This window comes from Paracoccus sp. IB05 (assembly GCF_016405985.1).
GTDB lineage: Bacteria > Pseudomonadota > Alphaproteobacteria > Rhodobacterales > Rhodobacteraceae > Pseudogemmobacter.
Genome location: NZ_JAEFCF010000001.1, coordinates 322,658 through 338,706, shown reverse-complemented (window position 1 = coordinate 338,706; position 16,049 = coordinate 322,658). Strand labels below are relative to the sequence as shown.

Sequence of the window (16,049 nt, the reverse complement as noted above, 5' to 3'; positions counted from 1 at the left end):
CCTCCCGTTGAAATGAAAGCCGGTCCTCTTCCGGCTATTGCTGCCCGCGCGCAAAAGGGGCGGGGTCAGAATTCAAATGCCTCGACCCGGTTATGCTGACCGAGCGTGAACGCATCGGCCACCAGCATCATCGGGCGCAGGTCGATATCGGATGTTTTGCTGCGCACGAGGCCCGCCATCCGCGCATAAAGCGCTGGATATTCCCCCATGATCGTATTCTCGCCCCCTGCCGGTTTCCCGTTGATTTCCAGAAGGTTGCCACCCATCCGCAGCGCGATATCGCCCTGGTCGGTGATAAATTCCATATCCCAGGTCTGCGGCCCTTCCTGGCGGAAATCGAAATCGGCGGTGATCGCTTGCGCGAAACGCAGCCGCGCGGCAATCGGGGCGGCCCGGTTGGAAGGGAAATCCAGCTCCGCCCCGGTCAGATGCACCGGCATCGGCAGGATCTCGGTCAGGATCGAAAGCGCGTTGATGCCGGGATCAAACACCCCCATGCCACCGGCCTCAAAAATCCAGTCCTGGCCGGGGTGCCATTTGCGGGCATCCTCGCGCCAGGTGATATGGCCGCTTTTCACGGTCTTGCCCTTAAGCCAGGCCTTCGCCGCCGCGACCGCTTCGGCCTCACGCGAATGCCAGCTGGTATAGAGCGTGACGCCCTGTTCGGTGGCCAGCCGTTCCAGCGCCTGGACCTCGGCAAGGCTGGCGCCCGGTGGCTTTTCAAGCATCACATGGCGACCCGCTTTCAGCGCCGCCTCGGCCACCGCAAAGCGCGGCACCGGCGGCAGTGCCAGCGAAACGACCCCGATATCGGGCCGCGCCGCCAGCATGTCTTCGATCCGCGTGAAGGCCTCGACCCCCGGGACGGTCCCGGACCGCGAGACTGTTGCCGCCAGCTCCCAGTCCGGGCTCGCGTTCAGCGCCGGCACATGCTGGTCGAGCGCGATCTTTCCGATGCCAACCAATGCAATTTTCATCAATGGCTGTCCTTACCCACGTCGCGGCCCCGCGAGCCCCTGAGGAAATCAAGATCCGCGCCGGTATCCGCGCCCTGCACATGGGTGTGATGCAGCCAGGCATAGCCCGAGGCCGGTTGCTCTGCCGGAGGCTGCCATTCCGCCAGCCGTGCCGCCAGTTCCTCATCCGATATCTCCAGCGTGAGGGCGCGGTTCGGCACATCCAGCGAGATCATATCGCCGTTGCGGACCACCGCCAGCGGGCCTCCGGCTGCCGCCTCGGGCGAGGTATGCAGCACCACGGTGCCATAAGCCGTTCCCGACATCCGCGCGTCAGAGATCCGCACCATATCGGTGATCCCCTTGCGCAGAACCTTGGGCGGCAGGCCCATATTGCCGACCTCGGCCATGCCGGGATAGCCCCTGGGCCCGCAGTTTTTCAGCACCATGACGCAGGTCTCGTCAATGTCGAGTGCCTCGTCACCGATCCTGGCCTTGTAGTCGTCGATGTCTTCAAACACCACCGCGCGGCCACGATGGGTCAGAAGATGTGCGCTTGCCGCCGAAGGCTTCAGCACCGCCCCTTTCGGTGCCAGATTGCCCTTCACCACTGCGATGCCGCCCTGGGCCGTCAGCGGCTTGTCGGCCGGAAGGATTACATCCTCGTTCCAGTTGCGGACGTCTTTGACCTCATCCCAGATCGTCTCGCCCGAGACGGTCAGCGCGTCTTTATGCAGTTTGCCGGCCTCGCCGAGCCATTTCAGCACCACCGGCAGACCGCCGGCATAGAAGAATTCTTCCATGAGATATTTGCCCGAAGGCATCAGGTTCACAATGGTCGCGACATCGCGCCCGCAACGGTCCCAGTCATCCAGCGTCAGATCAACGCCAACCCGGCCTGCAATCGCCAGCAAATGCACCACGGCATTGGTGGATCCGCCAATCGCGCCATTGGTGCGGATCGCGTTTTCAAACGCCTCTTTGGTCATGATGTCAGAGGGTTTCAGGTCATCCTTGACCATCTGCACGATGCGGCGCCCCGACATCTGCGCCATGACACGGCGGCGACTGTCCACCGCCGGAATTGCGGCATTGCCCGACAAGGCCATGCCGAGCGCCTCGGCCATCGAGGCCATCGTCGAAGCGGTGCCCATCGTGTTGCAGGTACCGGTCGAGCGGCTCATCGAGGCCTCGGCCTCGAGGAAATCCTCCTGGGTCATCTCGCCTGCCTTCACGGCCTCGGAGAATTTCCACAGATGGGTGCCAGACCCCACCCGCTCGCCCCGGAAATAGCCGTTCAGCATCGGCCCGCCGGTGACGACAATCGACGGAATATCGGTCGAGGCCGCGCCCATCAGCAGGGATGGCGTGGTCTTGTCGCAACCCACCAGCAGCACCGCGCCGTCAATCGGCTGGCCGCGCATCTGTTCCTCAACCGCCATGGCGGCGATATTGCGATACATCATCGCGGTCGGGCGGAAGGTGTTCTCGCTGGCCGAAAACACCGGCACCTCGACCGGGAAGCCGCCGGCCTCCCAGATCCCCGCCTTCACCTTTTCCGCCAGATCGCGCAGATGGCCGTTGCAGGGCGTCAGCTCCGACCAGGTGTTCATGATGCCGATAATGGGGCGGCCATCGAACAGGTCATGCGGATAGCCCTGGTTCTTCATCCAGCCGCGATGATAGATCGTATCGCGCGAAGTGCCGCTATACCAATGGGTTGACCGGAGCTTGCGGGGCCAGGGTGCTGGCTTGAATTCGGGTTTCTCAGACATGGGACGCGTCTTTCAGAGAGGGGTGACTTTGACCGGCCCGGTTTCGGCCGGGTGCTGGTCAAGCGGGTTCTCGAGGGCGGCGCCAAAGCCCGGCGCCGAGATTTGCCAGACATCGCCCTGCTCGGTGCGAATGCCATCGGCAAAGCTCAGCGTGGCGGTGCCGAAGAAATGCACATGCACATCGCCGGGCTGGCGGAAGAGATCATATTTGAAATGGTGATGTTCGAGGTTCGCCACCGAATGGGACATATTCGCTTCACCCGAGAGGAAGGGCTTTTCCCAGATCGCAGCACCGCCCCGCAGGATGCGGCTGGTGCCCTGGATGTCCTGCGGCAGATCGCCCAGGCGCATCTCGGGGCCATAGCTTGCAGGACGCAGTTTCGAATGCGCCAGCCAGAGGTAATTGCCGCGCTCGGTCACATGGTCGGAAAACTCATTCGCCAGAGCCCAGCCAAGCCGGTAGGGCGTGCCATCTTCGCCGATCAGATAGAGGCCTGCGACCTCGGGCTCTTCGCCCGCATCCAGCGCGCAACGCGGCGAGACCAGCGCCGCACCCGGTGCAACCGCGTTGTAACCATTGCCCTTGTAGAACCATTCCGGTTGCACCCCGATGCGGCCCTCAGCGGGCTTGCCGCCCTCCAGCCCCATGCGGAACATCTTCATGCTGTCGGTCAGCGTGTCGGGGTCGGCTTTGGCATGCATCGCGTCGCGGGTGGCCGCAGACCCCAGATGCGTCAGCCCGGTGCCGGTCAGATGCAGATGCGCCGGGTCGGCGTGATCGACCGGCAAAAGCACCCGGCCCTCGGCCAGCGCTGCCGCCAGATCAACCGCCTCGCCGGTTCCGCGCGAGATCGCCTCGGCGGCGAGGCTGCGCCTGGCAGTAATCGCGGCCCCGGCCAGCTCCACCACCGAGGTCACGCCCGGCAGGATATGCGCGGCATCGCCCTGGCGGAACACAACCGCGCGGCTGCCGTCTTCATGGCGGATTTGCGAGAGGAACATCGGTTCAGCCCCGTTTTTGCTTGTTGTAAATGTCGAACCAGACCGCTGCGAGCAGCACGAGGCCCTTGATCATCTGCTGGTAGTCGATGCCCAGCGACATCATCGACATGCCCATATTCATCACGCCCATGATCAGCGCACCGATCACGACGCCGATGATGGTCCCCGAGCCGCCCGACATTGCCGCGCCGCCGATAAAGACCGAGGCGATGGCGTCGAGCTCGAACCCCATCCCCGCTTTGGGCGTCGCGGAATTCAGCCGCGCCGTCACGATCATCCCCGCAAGGGACGCCAGTACGCCCATATTCACAAAGCACAGGAAGACCATGCGTTCGGTGCGGATGCCTGAAAGTTTCGTCGCTTTCTCATTGCCGCCAAGCGCATAGATACGGCGGCCCGCGACGGTGTTTTCGGTGAAAAACGCATAGATCACCGTCAATACGACCAGGATCACCATAACGACCGGAAAGCCGCGGAAACTTGCCAGCTGCCAGCCGACAAAGCCAATGGCCAGCGTCAGCACCACCATGCGGGTGGTGAAAAAACCCATCGGCTCGGGGGCGATGCCGAAGCCCGCATCGCGGGCCCGGGCGCGCAGCCCCAGCCAGACCAGCACCATGATCGCCGCCGCCGAAAGGATCAGCGTCAGTCCATGCGGTTTGCCGATCCCGGTCAGGTCAGGCAGATAGCCATTGGCCATGAACTGGAATTCGCGCGGGAAGGGGCCGATATTCTGGCCCGCCAGCATCCACATGGTGGCGCCGCGAAACACCAGCATCCCCGCCAGCGTCACGATGAAGGACGGGATCCGCCAATAGGCCACCCAATAGCCCTGGGCCGCGCCGATCAGCCCCCCCACCACAAGCGTCATCGGCACCGCCAGCCAGACCGGCAGGCCAAGCGTCACAATCGCCCATGCGGCAAAGGCGCCGGTAAAGGCCGCGACCGAGCCGACCGAGAGGTCAATATGCCCGGCGACAATCACCAGCAGCATCCCCAGAGCCAGGATGATCACATGGCCGTTTTGCAGGAAGAGGTTCGCAATATTCAGCGGTTGCAGGAAATTGACCGGTTGCTCGCGCAGCTGCAACAGGATGGTGAAAAAGGCCACAATCGCCAGCAGCGCCAGCAACATGCCGTTTTCGCGTAAATGCCCGCCGAGATGCGCGCGAATTCCCTTTTCTTCCGACATCAGGCCACTCTTTCCCCGTTTGCTGCGCCATCGCGCAGGATCCCATCCCTCAGAATCCCATCTCTCAGAATCATCGCCATGATCGCTTCCTGGCTGGCCTCGTCGCGGCTCAGCTCGCCGATGATCCGGCCCTCATTCATCACGCAGATCCGGTCGCACATCCCAAGGATCTCGGGCATTTCCGAACTGATCATCACCACGCCGCGCCCCTGGGCGGCGAGATCATTCATGATGTTGTAAATTTCGTATTTCGCGCCGACATCGATGCCGCGCGTGGGCTCGTCCAGGATCAGCACATCGGGCTCGGTAAAGAGCCATTTCGACAGCACCACCTTTTGCTGATTGCCGCCGGAAAGATTGCCGACCTGCTGATAGACCGAGGGCGTGCGGATCCGCATCGCGCGGCGGTAGCCTTCGGCCACCTGGGCCTCACGCCCCCTCGACAGCACGCCGCGCTCGGCAATGCCGCTCAGATTGGCGAGGCTGACATTCTTCGCAATCGGCTCGGGCAGGATCAGGCCGAGGCTCTTGCGGTCTTCGGTGACATAGGCAAGCCCGGCGTGGATCGCGGCGGAAACGCTTGAAAGATCAGCCTTTTCACCCTTGATCCGGACCTCGCCGGTGATGTTCCTGCCCCATGAACGGCCGAAAAGGCTCATCGCGAGTTCTGTGCGCCCCGATCCCATCAGCCCGGCAATCCCGAGGATCTCGCCCCGGCGCACGGTGAAACCCGCATCAGAGATCACCTGGCGCGGCTGTTCGGGATGCGTCACGTTCCAGCCCTTCACCTCCATCAGCACTTCGCCGATCTTCGGGGTGCGGGCGGGGTAGCGGTTTTCCATATCGCGCCCGACCATATCGCGGATGATACGGTCTTCGGTGATCTCGTCTTTCGTCATGGTCGAGACCGTGGTGCCGTCGCGGATCACGGTCACGCGGTCGGCGACCCGGCGGATCTCGTTCAGCTTATGGCTGATGATGATCTGGGTCACACCCTGGGCCTTCAGCTCCAGCATCAGATCCAGCAGTTTCGCGCTGTCATTTTCCTGCAAAGCGGCGGTCGGCTCATCCAGGATCAGGAGACGCACATCTTTCGCCAGCGCCTTCGCGATCTCGATCAGCTGTTGCTTGCCAACGCCCAGCTTGCCCACCGGCACCTGCGGGTTCTCGCGCAGGCCGACCTTGGCCAAAAGCTTTGAGGTCCGCGCCCAGGCATCCGCCCAGTTGATTACACCGCGCGAGGCGACCTCATTGCCGAGAAACATATTCTCGGCAATCGACAAAAGCGGCACCAGCGCCAGTTCCTGGTGGATGATGATGATGCCCTTGGCCTCGCTGTCGCGGATCGAGCGAAAGCTGGCAAGCGCATCATCGTAATGGATCTCGCCCTCGTAAGTACCGGCAGGGTAGACACCCGACAGCACCTTCATCAGGGTGGATTTACCCGCGCCGTTTTCCCCACAGATCGCGTGAATCTCGCCCGCCTCGACTGTCAGATTAACCTGATCCAGCGCTTTCACACCGGGAAAGCTCTTGCCGATGCGGCGCATTTCCAGAAGCGCGGTCATGGGTATTCTCCGGGGTTCGGGGGGAGGTGACCGCGCCGGCGGCTCCGGGGAGGACCCTTTTTCAGGGACGGAGGCGGCGCGGTCAGTGGCTGCGGATCTGAGGCTTACTGAACGTCTTCTTTTTTGTAGTAGCCCGAACCAACCAGCACTTCTTCCCAGTTCGAGGCATCCACCGCGACCGGCTCCAGCAGGTAAGACGGCACCACTTTGACACCGTTATTATAGGTGGTGGTGTCGTTGATCTCCGGCTCGCCGCCTTTCAGCATGGAATCGACCATGCCAACGGTGACGCGCGCCAGCTCGCGGGTGTCCTTGAAGACGGTCGAATATTGCTCACCTGCGAGGATCGACTTGACCGAGGGCAGTTCCGCATCCTGACCCGAGACGATCGGCATCGCCAGATCGCCCGACCCATACCCCACGCCTTTCAGCGACGAGAGGATGCCGATCGACAGCCCGTCATAGGGCGAGAGAACGCCATGAACGGTCTTGTCGTTATAATTGGCCGAGAGGATGTTATCCATCCGCGACTGCGCCACGGCACCGTCCCAACGCAGGGTCCCGACCTTGTCCATACCGACCTGGCCGGAACCGATCACGATGGAGCCGTCATCGATCAGCGGCTGCAAGACCGACATCGCACCATCATAGAAGAAGAAAGCGTTATTGTCGTCAGGCGAGCCGCCGAACAGCTCGACATTCCAGGGCTTCTGGTCCGGGAAACGCTCTTTCAGGCCCTTCACCAGGCTCGACGCCTGCTGCACGCCCACTTTGAAATTATCAAAGGTGGCATAATAGCTGACCGCATCGGTGTCGCGGATCAGACGGTCATAGGCGATGACCTTGATGCCGGCAGCCGAAGCATTTTCCAGCGCATTCGACAGCGTGGTGCCATCGATGGAGGCAATCACCAGCACGTCAACGCCCTTGGCGATCATGTTCTCGATCTGGGCAAGCTGGTTCGGGATATCATCTTCGGCATATTGCAAATCGGTGTCGTAACCGGCGGCCTTGAACTGCTCGACCATGGAATTGCCGTCGCCGATCCAACGGGCCGAGGATTTCGTCGGCATGGCGATACCGATGGTTTCGGCCATGGCCCCGAATGCAAGGAACGAGGCACCGACCGCCAATGCGACCGTGGCTGCTTTGAACTTCATGTCTTCCTCCCTTTCGGTATCGCCGCGGCACAGGTCCGGCAGGGCGATTCCCGTGTTGTGCCGTCCTCCAACGGTCTGGCGGAAAGACTAGCCTTCCCTCCATATGATGGTAAAATGACATCTCAGGCAGTCTGCATACCGGAATTGTTATGTCCCTCTCCAAGTCTCGTCTGATGCTGAAGACAGGCCAGCTGCGGCTGATCCATGAGATCGCCGAGAGCGGCCAGTTGCAGCTGGCAGCCGAGACGGTGGGCATGACCCAGCCTGCGGCCTCGCGGATGCTGGCCGAGACCGAGCGTCAGATCGGCACCCCGCTGTTCTTCCGCCTGCCCAAGGGGATGGAGCCGACCGAGGCAGGCCTCGCGGTGCTGCGCCGGGCGCGTGTGATCCTGCGCGAGATGGGGTCGATGGCGACCGAGCTGCGCAATCTCAGCGATGGGCATGGCGGGTCGGTCCGGGTGGGGGCAGTGACAGGGCCTGCGGTGCGCTATCTGGTAACGGCGGTGCGCGAGGTGAAAGAGGCCGCGCCAACAGCCGATATCACCGTGGATGTGCTGCCATCCCGCGATCTCCTGACCCATCTGGCGGCGGGCGAGATGGATTTCGTGCTGGCACGGATCCTGCCGGAATTCGACAGCCGCGATTTCAACATCCTGCCCTTGCAGGATGAGAAAGTGGCGCTGATGGTGCGGCTCGGGCATCCGCTTTCCCGCGCGCCGGTGGTGACGCTGGCCGAGCTGCAAACCTACGAATGGATCATGCAGCAACGCGGGGCACCGATCCGCGAGGCGGCGCTGGCGGCATTCGCCGCGCTTGGCCTCTCGGAGCCCGCAAATGTGGTGAACAGCCCCTCGACCCTGCTGACGCTCGCCTATCTGGCGCAATCAGATGCCATCGCGCCTTTGTCGGACGAGGTGGCGGAACTGCTGATCCGCCCGCCGCTCAATGCCGGTTTTCTGGTCTTGCCAACCGCCAATGATATCCGCGTCTCGCGCTATTACCTGCTTGATCTCAAACGCCGCCCGCTGTCACCGCTCGCGCTGCATCTGCGCGAAAGGCTGCTGGCAGGCGGCGTTGCCGGAGCGTCTCAGCCCTTGCCGGGCGGCAGGTAATCAAGGCCCGGATCGATCTGCGCCGGGCGACCGGGCAGCGACAATGATGGCAGGCGCGGCGCGGTGCGGCTGATCACGCGCCCCTCGCGCAACACGTAAAGCCGGGTTGGTTTCAGCCTTATCGCCTCGGTTACATCCGCCGCCTGAAGGATCACGAGATTGGCCTTGCATCCGGGCGAAAGCCCGTAGCCGTCAAGCCCCATGGTCTTTGCCGAATTGACCGTCACCGCATCAAAGATCTGATGTTTCTCGGCGATCCCGCCCATCTGTCCGACATGCACCGCCATATGGGCAACCTCGAGCATGTCGCCCGAGCCCATCGAATACCAGGGATCCATGCAGCAATCCTGGCCCAGCGAGACATTGACACCTGCCGCCATCAGCTCGCGCACCCGCGTCATGCCGCGCCGTTTCGGATAGCTGTCATGCCGGCCCTGGAGCATAATATTGATCAGCGGGTTCGGCGTCGCAGTCATCTGCGCCTCGGCGATCAGCGGGATCAGTTTCGACACATAATAATTGTCCATCGAATGCATCGAGGTCAGATGCGAGCCATTCACCCGGCCCTGCAACCCGAAGCGGATGGTCAGCGCGGCCATGGTTTCGACATGGCGCGAAAGCGGATCATCGGTCTCGTCGCAATGTATATCGACCGGCAGGCCGCGATCCGCCGCGATACGGAACTGGGCTTCCAGCGAGAGCCGCCCCTCCTCCATCGTGCGTTCGAAATGCGGGATGCCACCGACGATGCCCACGCCCATATCCAGCGCGCGCTCCAGCGCTTTCACCCCTTCGGGAATGCGGTAATAGCCATCCTGCGGGAAGGCCACGAGCTGAAGGTCGATATAGTCCTTTACCCGGTCCTGGACCTCAAGCATCGCCTCGGCGGTCACCAGGCGGGGGTCAGAGGTGTCGACATGGGTGCGGATATGCAAAAGCCCCTGGGAAACCGCCAGATCACAATAGCGCAGCGCACGTTCGACCAGCGCCTCACGGGTCAGCCTGGGCCGGAGCTCGCCCCAGAGCGCGATCCCTTCAAGCAGCGTGCCGGAAGCATTCATGCGTGGCAGCCCCAGCGAGAGCGTCGCATCCATGTGGAAATGCGGGTCACAAAACGCGGGCGAGACCAGACGGCCAGCGGCGTCGATCACTTCACCGGCTTCGGCGGGCAGCTGCTTTTCCACCGCCGCGATCTCTCCCTTACGGATGCCGATATCATAGCCGTCGCGGCCATCGGGCAGATTGGCGCCCCGGATGATGGTGTCGAACATGGTCACTCCTTAACGCTCGCCGCGCCGATAGGGTTGCATCAATGCCTGTGGCACCCGCGCGCGACGCGCCATCACCGCAAGCGCGAGGATCGACAGCACGAAGGGCACCATCAGGAAAAGCTGATAGGGCAGCGCGCCGCCCATAACGGTTTGCAGCCGCAACTGGAAGGCGTCGAAAAACGCGAAGAGAAGCGCGCCCGCCAGCGCCCGCCCCGGCCGCCAGGAGGCGAAGACCACCAGCGCGATGCAGATCCAGCCACGGCCCTGGACCATGGTCGGGATGAAACTGTCAAAGGCGGAAAGTGTGAGGAACGCGCCCCCCATTGCCATCAGCGCCGATCCGGCGATCACCGCGCCATAGCGTATCACCATCGGGTTGATGCCCTGGGACTCGGCGGCATGCGGGTTCTCGCCGGTCATGCGGATCGCAAGGCCAAGGGGCGTGCGGAAAAGGGTGAAGGCCAGGGCGAGCGCCAGCACAATCGCGAGCCAGGTCGGCGCGGTCTGGGTAAAGACGGCCTGACCAAGAAACGGCAGATCGGAGAGCACCGGAATATGCAGCGGCTGGAAAGGGATGATCTTCGGCGGCGTGCCCTCGACCGGGACCAGCAGGCGAAAGAGATAATAGCTGAAGGACGAGGCGAAGAGCGTAACGCCCAGCCCCGAGACATGCTGCGACAGCCCCAGCGTCACCGTAAGTGCGGCATGCAGCGCCCCGAACACCATCCCCGACAAAGCCGCAACAAAGAGCCCGGTCCAGAGATCGGCCCCATTCCAGACCGCGAACCAGCCGATCATCGCACCAAAGGTCATGATCCCTTCGATGCCAAGGTTCAGAACGCCCGCCCGCTCGCATAACAGCGCGCCGAGCGTGGCGAAGATCAGCGGCGTGGCGATCCTGAGAACCGCCGCCCAAAGTCCTGCCGAGGCGAGGATATCGAGAATATCGCTCATCTGCGGATCCTGTATTGGGTGAAGAAAATCGCAACCAGCATGGTCAGCAAAGACAGCGCCACCGTCACGTCGGCGATGTAAGACGGCACCGCGAGCGAGCGGCTCATGGCATCGGCGCCGACAAACATCACCGCCGTAAACAAAGCCGCCAGAACCACGCCCAGCGGGTTCAGCCCGGCAAGCATCGCGACCACGATCCCCGAATAGCCATACCCGGGCGACAGCTCGGTCGTGACATAAGAGGTGATCCCCATCACCTCGACCGCGCCGGCCAGCCCGGCCAGCCCCCCCGACAGCATCGCGACCAGCAGCAGCGTCCGTCCCAGCGGCACACCCGCGAAAGCGGCGCCCGAAGGGTTCAGCCCCGCCGCCCTCGATTGCAGCCCGAAAGCCGTGCGCGACTGGATGAAATGCACCACAAAGGCCAGCACAACCGCAACCAGAAGCCCGATATGGAGGCGCGAGCGCGGGATGATCTTTGGCAGTTCGGCCTGCGAGGCGACCGGAACCGATTGCGGCCAGCCGAATGCGAGAGGGTCTTTCAGCACCGTGTCGATCAGCATCGAGACAAACAAAAGCGCCACGAAGTTCAGAAGCAGCGTCGTCACCACCTCATCCACCTGGAACCGCAGCCGGAGCCAGAGCGGGATCAGCAGGAGGACCATCCCCGCCAGCGCGCCGGTCACGAACAGAAGCGGGATCTGCACCACCCCCGGCAACCCGCCGAACAGATGCGCGCTCGCCGCCGCCACGGCGATAGCGCCAAGGTAAAGCTGCCCCTCTGCCCCGATATTCCACAGCCGGGCGCGAAAGGCGACCGCCGCGGCGAGGCCGGTCAGGATCAGCGGCGCAGTACGCGCCAGAGTCTCCGTCACCGCGAGTTTCGAGCCGAAGGCCCCGGTGATGATCTTGCCAAACGCGGTCAGAACCGGCGCACCCGCAAGCGCGATCAGCCCGCCCGCAAGCGCCAGCGAAATCGCGACCGCGATCAGGGGCGTCAGCACCGCCAGCGCCGGCGGGATATGTTCGCGCCGTTCAAACCGCATGTTCTGCCGCTCCCCATTCGCCGGCCATCATCAGGCCAAGCTGCCGCGCATTGATCCCTTCCGGGCGGACCGGCGGCGACAGGCGGCCGCCGGTGATCGCCTGAATGCGGTCTGCAAGCGCCATGACCTCATCAAGATCTTCCGAGATCAGAAGCACCGCCGTCCCCGCGCGACGCGCGGCAAGGATGCGCTCATGCACCGCCGCCACCGCGCCCTCGTCGAGGCCCCGTGCCGGCTGCGCGGCGATCAGGATTTTGGGATGTTCGATCAGGTTCCGCCCGAGGATCAGCTTTTGCATATTGCCCCCCGACAAGAGCCGGATCCGGCTCGCAGGCGTGCCCCCGCGTACGTCGAAGCCCTCGATGATCCGGCGTGCGAATTCCATCCCCGCCTTGCGGTCCACAAGGCCGCCCCGAGTGAATTCCGGCAGCCGTTCCAGCACCCCATTTTCCCAGATCGCCATCTCGCCAATGACGCCATCATGGTTGCGGTCCTCGGGAATGCGGCCGATCCCGGCGCCCACCACCTCGCGCACCGAGAGATCGCCGACCGGCTGGCCAAACAACGTGATCTCGCCGGCGCTGCGCCGCGCAAGCCCCCCGGTCAGCCGCGCCAGCGCCGCCTGGCCATTGCCCGAGACCCCGATGATCCCCAGCACCTCGCCCGCGCGCAGATGGAAATCGACCGCTTTCAGCCGCTCGACGCCGCCCTCGCGCAGGGTGACGGCTTTTGCCTCCAGCACCACCGCACCCGGGGTGGCCGGCTCGCGCAGAGGCCGCTTCACCTCACGCCCGACCATCAGCCCGGCAAGTTCCGCCTTTGAGGTCTCGACCGCCCGGCGCTCTGCCACCACACGCCCGCCGCGCAGCACCACGATCCGGTCAGCGGTCGCCATCACCTCGTCAAGCTTATGCGAGATGAAGATGATCGAAAGCCCCTGCCGCGCCATATCCTTTAGGTTTCCGAACATATGTTCGGCCTCGACATTGGTTAGAACAGCGGTCGGCTCATCCAGCACGAGGATCTTCGCATCATTGTAAAGCGCCTTGAGGATCTCGACCCGCTGCTGCTCACCCACCGACAGATCACCAAGCCGCGCATCGGGGCTGACCTTCAGCCCAAAACGCGCGGAAATCTCCATGAGCCGCGCCCGGCCCTTTGCCCGGTCAGACCACGGGCGCCAGAGGCTCTCGGTGCCGGTCATCACATTTTCCAGCACGGAAAGATTGGGGGCCAGCGAGAAATGCTGATGCACCATGCCGATGCCTGCGCGGATCGCGGCTTTGGGCCGCCCCGGCGGCAGCACCCGTCCCATCACCGAAATATGACCGGAATCAGGGGTATAATGGCCGAAGAGCATCGACATCAGCGTCGTCTTGCCTGCGCCATTCTCGCCCAGAAGCGCGATGATCTCACCGCGTTCAAGGCTCAGCGAAATAGTGTCATTCGCCAGCGTCGCGCCGAACCTTTTGCTGACCTGGGAGATGTCGAGAACGGTTTCACTCATGTCAGCCCCGCGACGGCAAAGGGATGGGTCCAGCGCTCTTCGACCTCAAGCCGGGCGGCGATGGACAAAAGCAGCCGCTCCTGCCCCATCGGCGCAATCAGCTGCACCGGCAGCGGCAGCCCAGCCGCATCGGCGCCGAAAGGCAGCGTGATCGCGGGCGCGCCAGAGATATTTGCAAGGCTCGCCAGCGGCGCGAAACGCGCCATCCGGTCGAAATGCAGATCCGTATCCGAATGACCGGTCGGAAAGGATCCGGCGGGCAGCGGTGGCCCGGACAGCATCGGCGTCAGCAGCAGGTCCACCCCGTCAAAGATCCGCCACAGATCGCGCGCGACATAGACCATCTCGTTCAGGCTGGCCCAGAGCGCGCTTGCCGTCAGACCAAGTCCCCGCGCCACCACCGCCCGGGTCATCTGTTCGGCCTGGGCGAAATCCAGCCGCGACGAGAGTTCCGCGAGATTGATCGAGACAATATCGGCAAAGATACGCCCGCTGCGGGCGGCAAGGTCCGTCACCATCTCGCCCTCCAGCGGGCGGATGCGGTGGCCGTTCCGGGCCAGAACCCGCGCCGCCGCCTCGACCGCCTCCACCCTCGCCTCATCGACCGGCCAGTCCGGGCCCATATCAGTGACAAGCCCGATGGTCAGGGGGCCGGATTTCGCCTCTTCCAGCAAGGGGCTGGCGAAAGGCCCATGGACGCCGCCGATGGTCGCGGCGGCAAAGATCGCCTCCGCATCGCGGACCGAGCGGCAGATCGCCAGCTCGCTTGCGATGCCGCCGAGATGGTTGCCAAAGCCCGGGCCGCCCGGCACCGATCCGCGCCCGGGCTTCAGCCCGACAAGTCCGCAGGCCGCCGCCGGCACCCGGATCGAGCCGCCCGCATCGGTCGCATGGGCAATCGCCGCGATCCCCGCCGCCACCGCCACCGCGGCCCCGCCCGAAGACCCGCCGGGCGAGAGCTGCGGGTCCAGCGGGTTCTTCGCCACCGGCCCGACCGCCGGCTCCGAGGCCAGAGAAAGGCCAAATTCCGGCACCGTTGTCAGCGCGAAAGGGCAAAGCCCCGCCGCCCGGAACCTTGCGGCCAGCTGGCTGTGTTCGCCGAGGCCATCCCGCGAAAACAATGCCGATCCGGCACAGACCGGAAAGCCCAGAAACGGCGCGCCGAGATCCTTGACCACCAGCGGCACGCCGCCAAAGGCCGCATATCGCTGCGGCGCATTGCCGGGAAGCGCGTCGAATTCACCTGCCAGCGCCCGCCCGCGCGGCTTGTTCAGATGTGCCAGCGCGCCAAGATCCGCGCGTGCCTCTGCAAGCGCGAAAGAGGCTTCCATCGCCTCCGCCGCCGTCAGATGGCCCCGGCGAATCGCCGAGGCCAAAGCTGTCGCATCGGATCCCATCCGGGTTTACTTCGGCTCGTCGAAGTTTTGCGGCACGGTGAAACTGCCGGCCTTGATCTCGGCCCGGACCTTCTCCATCTCGGCCTCTGCCTCGGAAGACGCCACACCGGTCACATAGGAAATATCGCTGCCGCCCTCTTTCATCAGGCCGAAGGCGGTATAGTCCTTGCCGGTCGGATTGCCCGCCGCCACATCGGCCACAATCGCGTTCAGGATCGGACGGAAGCCCCAGAGCGCATTGGCGAAAACCGTGTCGGGATACATCGGCGTATAGTCGATCAGCGACCCAATCGCCCTGATGCCGCGCTCTTTCGCTGCATCCGCCGTGCCAATCCGCTCGCCAAAGAGGATATCCGCGCCGGCATCGATCATCGCAAGCCCGGCCTCGCGGGCTTTCGGCGGGTCAAAGAAGGTGCCGATCCAGGCGACGAGATGTTTCGCCTCGGGATTCACCGCCTTGACGCCCTCGGCGAAGGCATTGATCAGAAGGTTGATTTCCGGGATCGGGATAGCACCGACAGACCCCACCACATTCGACTTTGTCATCTTGCCGGCAAGCATGCCCGCGAGATAGGCGCCGTCATAATTCCAGGTGCCGAATGTGCCGAAATTATCCCCTTCCGGCCCGCCGGACGAGCCCATGGCAAAGGCGGTATCCGGGTAATCGGCAGCAACCTCGCGGCCCTGACGCTCGACCGGGAAGGTCTCGCCGATGATCAGCTGATTGCCGGCTTCGGCATATTCCCGCATCGCGCGCGGGTAGTCGGTGGCTGAAATCCCTTCCGAGAAGGTGTATTCGATGGTGCCATCGGCCGCCGCCTCCAGAAGCGCCTTATGCAGCACCGAATTCCAGGCGTTTTCCACCGGCGAGCCATGCACGCCCGCGACCCTGACCGGCGTTGCCGCATAGGCAGGCCGCAGCAAAGGCAGCGAGGACGCTCCGAGGATCACCCCCGATTGCAGAAGAAAGCGGCGTGAAAGACGAAGATCCCTGGTCATGATGGCCCCCTGTGGCTGATCCTGTTGCTCTCTCCAGTGGTGAGAGCCCCAGGCCCGCAAGTCAACGGTTTCGTCTTTTGCCATGCGCCTGGCGCAAGAGACAGCCCCTC

At 63.7% G+C, this 16,049-nt stretch carries 13 protein-coding genes; 1 reads left to right on the top strand and 12 read right to left on the bottom strand.

Features of this window, described 5'->3' with window-relative positions; translation table 11 throughout:
• Nucleotides 1–65 precede the first annotated feature (65 nt).
• From JC607_RS01455 to chvE, 6 genes are all read right to left on the bottom strand, one after another.
• Entirely contained in the window at nt 66–977 is a 912-nt protein-coding gene (locus JC607_RS01455) for a Gfo/Idh/MocA family protein (RefSeq protein ID WP_198835148.1), read from the bottom strand.
• Nucleotides 977–2,731, bottom strand: coding sequence for an L-arabinonate dehydratase (araD, locus tag JC607_RS01450; RefSeq protein ID WP_198835147.1), 1,755 nt, complete (start codon nt 2,729–2,731; stop codon nt 977–979). Before araD ends, JC607_RS01455 begins: the two co-directional genes overlap by 1 nt.
• A 12-nt stretch (nt 2,732–2,743) precedes the next feature.
• Nucleotides 2,744–3,733: an AraD1 family protein gene (gene araD1 / locus JC607_RS01445; protein ID WP_198835146.1), complete on the bottom strand. Its 990-nt coding sequence runs from the start codon at nt 3,731–3,733 to the stop codon at nt 2,744–2,746.
• 4 nt (nt 3,734–3,737) lie between these two features.
• Nucleotides 3,738–4,925 carry a multiple monosaccharide ABC transporter permease gene (gene mmsB / locus JC607_RS01440; protein ID WP_198835145.1) on the bottom strand — a complete coding sequence of 396 codons (1,188 nt, stop codon included), beginning with the start codon at nt 4,923–4,925 and terminating at the stop codon, nt 3,738–3,740.
• On the bottom strand, nt 4,925–6,493 hold the full coding sequence (mmsA, locus tag JC607_RS01435) for a multiple monosaccharide ABC transporter ATP-binding protein (RefSeq protein ID WP_198835144.1): 1,569 nt from the start codon (nt 6,491–6,493) through the stop codon (nt 4,925–4,927). Before mmsA ends, mmsB begins: the two co-directional genes overlap by 1 nt.
• A gap of 104 nt (nt 6,494–6,597) precedes the next feature.
• Nucleotides 6,598–7,653 carry a multiple monosaccharide ABC transporter substrate-binding protein gene (chvE, locus tag JC607_RS01430; protein WP_198835143.1) on the bottom strand — a complete coding sequence of 352 codons (1,056 nt, stop codon included), beginning with the start codon at nt 7,651–7,653 and terminating at the stop codon, nt 6,598–6,600.
• Between the two features lie 149 nt (nt 7,654–7,802).
• On the opposite strand from chvE, the gene JC607_RS01425 reads away from it, so the two are divergent.
• Entirely contained in the window at nt 7,803–8,765 is a 963-nt protein-coding gene (locus JC607_RS01425; RefSeq protein ID WP_198835142.1) for a LysR family transcriptional regulator, read from the top strand.
• On the opposite strand, the gene JC607_RS01420 is transcribed toward JC607_RS01425, so the two are convergent.
• From JC607_RS01420 to JC607_RS01395, 6 genes are read right to left on the bottom strand one after another with little or no spacing between them, the layout of a single operon-like run.
• Entirely contained in the window at nt 8,741–10,036 is a 1,296-nt protein-coding gene (locus tag JC607_RS01420) for an amidohydrolase family protein (RefSeq protein ID WP_198835141.1), read from the bottom strand. The genes JC607_RS01425 and JC607_RS01420 overlap by 25 nt on opposite strands.
• Before the next feature lie 9 nt (nt 10,037–10,045).
• Complete coding sequence (locus JC607_RS01415) at nt 10,046–10,990, bottom strand: ABC transporter permease (protein ID WP_198835140.1); 945 nt, start codon at nt 10,988–10,990, stop codon at nt 10,046–10,048.
• Nucleotides 10,987–12,036, bottom strand: a complete 1,050-nt coding sequence (locus tag JC607_RS01410; protein WP_198835139.1) for an ABC transporter permease — start codon at nt 12,034–12,036, stop codon at nt 10,987–10,989. The genes JC607_RS01415 and JC607_RS01410 overlap by 4 nt, the downstream gene beginning before the upstream one ends.
• Entirely contained in the window at nt 12,026–13,543 is a 1,518-nt protein-coding gene (locus tag JC607_RS01405; RefSeq protein WP_198835138.1) for an ABC transporter ATP-binding protein, read from the bottom strand. The genes JC607_RS01410 and JC607_RS01405 overlap by 11 nt, the downstream gene beginning before the upstream one ends.
• Complete coding sequence (locus tag JC607_RS01400; RefSeq protein ID WP_198835137.1) at nt 13,540–14,940, bottom strand: amidase; 1,401 nt, start codon at nt 14,938–14,940, stop codon at nt 13,540–13,542. The genes JC607_RS01405 and JC607_RS01400 overlap by 4 nt, the downstream gene beginning before the upstream one ends.
• A 6-nt stretch (nt 14,941–14,946) precedes the next feature.
• Nucleotides 14,947–15,939 (bottom strand): BMP family protein, encoded by a 993-nt coding sequence (locus tag JC607_RS01395; protein ID WP_198835136.1) that lies wholly within the window; start codon nt 15,937–15,939, stop codon nt 14,947–14,949.
• Between the last annotated feature and the right edge of the window lie 110 nt (nt 15,940–16,049).

Excerpts from the sequence above, each read along its gene's own strand:
- JC607_RS01455 (WP_198835148.1), bottom strand. The coding sequence starts at position 977 with ATGAAAATTGCATTGGTTGGCATCGGAAAGATCGCGCTCGACCAGCAT.
- araD (WP_198835147.1), bottom strand. The coding sequence starts at position 2,731 with ATGTCTGAGAAACCCGAATTCAAGCCAGCACCCTGGCCCCGCAAGCTC.
- araD1 (WP_198835146.1), bottom strand. The coding sequence starts at position 3,733 with ATGTTCCTCTCGCAAATCCGCCATGAAGACGGCAGCCGCGCGGTTGTG.
- mmsB (WP_198835145.1), bottom strand. The coding sequence starts at position 4,925 with ATGTCGGAAGAAAAGGGAATTCGCGCGCATCTCGGCGGGCATTTACGC.
- mmsA (WP_198835144.1), bottom strand. The coding sequence starts at position 6,493 with ATGACCGCGCTTCTGGAAATGCGCCGCATCGGCAAGAGCTTTCCCGGT.
- chvE (WP_198835143.1), bottom strand. The coding sequence starts at position 7,653 with ATGAAGTTCAAAGCAGCCACGGTCGCATTGGCGGTCGGTGCCTCGTTC.
- JC607_RS01425 (WP_198835142.1), top strand. The coding sequence starts at position 7,803 with ATGTCCCTCTCCAAGTCTCGTCTGATGCTGAAGACAGGCCAGCTGCGG.
- JC607_RS01420 (WP_198835141.1), bottom strand. The coding sequence starts at position 10,036 with ATGTTCGACACCATCATCCGGGGCGCCAATCTGCCCGATGGCCGCGAC.
- JC607_RS01415 (WP_198835140.1), bottom strand. The coding sequence starts at position 10,990 with ATGAGCGATATTCTCGATATCCTCGCCTCGGCAGGACTTTGGGCGGCG.
- JC607_RS01410 (WP_198835139.1), bottom strand. The coding sequence starts at position 12,036 with ATGCGGTTTGAACGGCGCGAACATATCCCGCCGGCGCTGGCGGTGCTG.
- JC607_RS01405 (WP_198835138.1), bottom strand. The coding sequence starts at position 13,543 with ATGAGTGAAACCGTTCTCGACATCTCCCAGGTCAGCAAAAGGTTCGGC.
- JC607_RS01400 (WP_198835137.1), bottom strand. The coding sequence starts at position 14,940 with ATGGGATCCGATGCGACAGCTTTGGCCTCGGCGATTCGCCGGGGCCAT.
- JC607_RS01395 (WP_198835136.1), bottom strand. The coding sequence starts at position 15,939 with ATGACCAGGGATCTTCGTCTTTCACGCCGCTTTCTTCTGCAATCGGGG.